Source organism: Brucella oryzae (assembly GCF_041929965.1).
In the GTDB taxonomy this organism is placed as follows: domain Bacteria; phylum Pseudomonadota; class Alphaproteobacteria; order Rhizobiales; family Rhizobiaceae; genus Brucella; species Brucella oryzae.
In genome coordinates, this window is record NZ_JBHEEO010000057.1 from 1 (window position 1) to 2,508 (window position 2,508).

Here is a 2,508-nt window from a genome sequence, read left to right on the forward strand (position 1 = left end):
GTAAGCGGGTAGACTATCCCACGTATCTTTCGTCGGTGAGATGGGCGATTTTCTGCATGAATCATGCGGAGAATCCTATGAGCGACGGTGTGAATCAGACCCGGACATTCGAGGTTTTGACGGCGGAGCCTGTGCGAAGCCGACGGCGGCCACGAGACTGGTCGGATGACGAGAAGGCGCGGATTGTGGCTGCGTCGTTGCAGCCCGGGGCCAACGTCTCGGCGGTTGCACGGTCTGAAGGACTGGATCCCTCGCAGCTTTATGGATGGCGTCGTAAGGCGCTTGCGTCTGGTGTTGTTTCACCAGTAACAGCGGGACCGGCCAGTCCGGCCAGATTTGCACGTGTTGAAACGACGTGTAGCGCTTCGATCGATATTGTTGTCGCCGACATGGTAGTTCGCGTCGGTTCAGCCTTCGATCCGGATCACCTGGTGAAGGTTCTGAGGGCGGCTCGCAAGGCATGATTTCCAGCGGTGTGGTGGTTTATGTGTCCTGTCAGCCCGTCGACTTCCGCAAGGGAGCCGCTTCCCTGATGGCAGTTGTCCGTGATGGCGGTCTCGACCCGTTCAATGGTGCGCTTTATGTCTTCCGGTCAAAACGTGCCGACCGGGTCCGGATTGTGTGGTGGGATGGCAGTGGCGTTTGCCTTTATTCGAAAACGCTTGAGGACCGTGGCTTTTGCTGGCCGGGCCTGTCAGTTGCGAGGATACGTCTGGATCATTCCCAGCTCATGGCTTTGTTGGCTGGAATGGACTGGAAAAAGATCCGCCCGAACAGGACAAGACGCCCTTTGCTGACAGGATGACAACGCCTGCGGCAAGATGATTCATGATGCTGTAATGGTTGGGAAAACGGCCGCTTTTATGCTCTACTCAGCCTCATGGATTTACCGCTTCACGATCTGCCGGATGACGTTGACGCACTGAAAGCTATGGTGCTCGCAATGGCACGTGAGCAGGCTGAAAAGGAAGCCCGGTTGAAGGCTGCTGAAGCTGAGATTGCCCGGCTGGAGGCAGTGGAGAAGAGCGCCAACGAACGGATTGCCAACCTGACATCCATCATGAAGGTTTTGCAGCGCGCCCAGCACGGCCGGCGCTCCGAACGATTACACCTTGGTGTTAGCGATGAACAGGTATCGTTTGCTTTCGAGGAAGTGGAAACCGGTCTCTCGGCGATCCAGAGCGAACTTCACGATGCGGCCAGGGACAAGCCGAAACGGGCATCACGTCCGCGCAAGGGCTTTGCCGCTCATCTCGAACGCATTGAGGAAGTCATCGAACCGGAGATTCCGGCTGGTTGCGAGGGTCTGGAAAAGGTCCTGATCGGCGAGGATCGCTCGGAACGCCTGGACGTCGTGCCCCCGAAGTTCCGGGTTGTCGTGACACGTCGCCCCAAATATGCATTCCGGAACCATGATGGTGTGGTTCAGGCGCTCGCGCCTGCACATATTATCGAGAGCGGTTTGCCGACAGAGCGCCTGCTCGCCTATATAGCCGTTTCCAAGTATGCCGATGGCCTTCCACTTTACCGTCAGGAGGCAATCTATTTGCGCGATGGCGTCGAGATCAGCCGGAGTTTGATGGCGCAATGGATGGGGCATCTGGGCTTCGAGCTTCAGATATGCGCCGATTATATCCTGGAGCGGGTCAAGGAAGGTGAAAGGGTCTTCGCCGATGAGACGACCTTGCCCACTCTGGCTCCCGGTTCGGGAAAAGCCACCAAGGCATGGCTTTGGGCCTATGCACGCGATGATCGCCCCTATGGTGGGAGCAGTCCACCAATGGTGGCCTATCGTTTTGAAGACAGTCGGGGCGCAGAATGCGTGGCGCGGCATCTTGCCGGGTTCAACGGAATCCTGCAGGTGGACGGATATGGCGCCTATACGAGCATGATCAAGGCGCAAGCCAAGGCTGGGCGCAACGAACAGATACAGCTCGCAGGCTGCTGGGCACATCTGCGCCGCAAATTTTACGATCTGCACGTCAGCGGGATCTCGCAGGCTGCAACAGATACGGTCACCGCCATGACCAAATTGTGGAAGATCGAAGATGAGGTTCGCGGCAAGAATGCCGACATCCGCGCCGCGTTCCGTCAGGAACAGTCTGAAACCATTGTCGCCCGCCTCTTCGACCGGTGGGAAAAGGAACTGGGTAAAGTCTCGGGCAAGTCCAAAACCGCCGAGGCGATCCGCTACGCGTTCACCCGGCGCGAGGCACTGGAGCGCTTCCTCACCGATGGCCGGGTCGAAATCGATAGCAACATTGTCGAGCGTGCGATCAGACCACAGACAATCACGAGGAAAAACAGCCTGTTTGCCGGAAGCGAAGGCGGCGGACGGACCTGGGCTACACTGGCCACGCTTCTCCAGACATGCAAAATGAACAGCGTCGATCCGCTTGACTGGCTATCCCAAACACTAAGCCGCATTGCTCAAGGCTGGCCTGTAACCGAAATCGAAGCTCTTATGCCTTGGAACTTCAAGTCTAACGCCATCGGCTGACCGCTTAC

The 2,508-nt window shown here is 57.5% G+C and carries 3 protein-coding genes; all 3 read left to right on the forward strand.

Going from position 1 to position 2,508, the window contains the following annotated elements; translation table 11 throughout:
- Window positions 1-77: 77 nt before the first annotated feature.
- The 3 genes from JNC70_RS22665 to tnpC all read left to right on the forward strand — a co-directional run bounded on the left by JNC70_RS22665 (window position 78) and on the right by tnpC (window position 2,500).
- Window positions 78-464, forward strand: coding sequence for a transposase (locus tag JNC70_RS22665; protein WP_100649049.1), 387 nt, complete (start codon window positions 78-80; stop codon window positions 462-464).
- Complete coding sequence (gene tnpB / locus JNC70_RS22670; protein ID WP_100649048.1) at window positions 461-805, forward strand: IS66 family insertion sequence element accessory protein TnpB; 345 nt, start codon at window positions 461-463, stop codon at window positions 803-805. Before JNC70_RS22665 ends, tnpB begins: the two co-directional genes overlap by 4 nt.
- A 75-nt stretch (window positions 806-880) precedes the next feature.
- Window positions 881-2,500 carry an IS66 family transposase gene (tnpC, locus tag JNC70_RS22675; RefSeq protein ID WP_279719058.1) on the forward strand — a complete coding sequence of 540 codons (1,620 nt, stop codon included), beginning with the start codon at window positions 881-883 and terminating at the stop codon, window positions 2,498-2,500.
- Window positions 2,501-2,508 lie beyond the last annotated feature (8 nt).

Coding starts and splice junctions, on each gene's coding strand:
- JNC70_RS22665 (WP_100649049.1), top strand. CDS start 78: ATGAGCGACGGTGTGAATCAGACCCGGACATTCGAGGTTTTGACGGCG.
- tnpB (WP_100649048.1), top strand. CDS start 461: ATGATTTCCAGCGGTGTGGTGGTTTATGTGTCCTGTCAGCCCGTCGAC.
- tnpC (WP_279719058.1), top strand. CDS start 881: ATGGATTTACCGCTTCACGATCTGCCGGATGACGTTGACGCACTGAAA.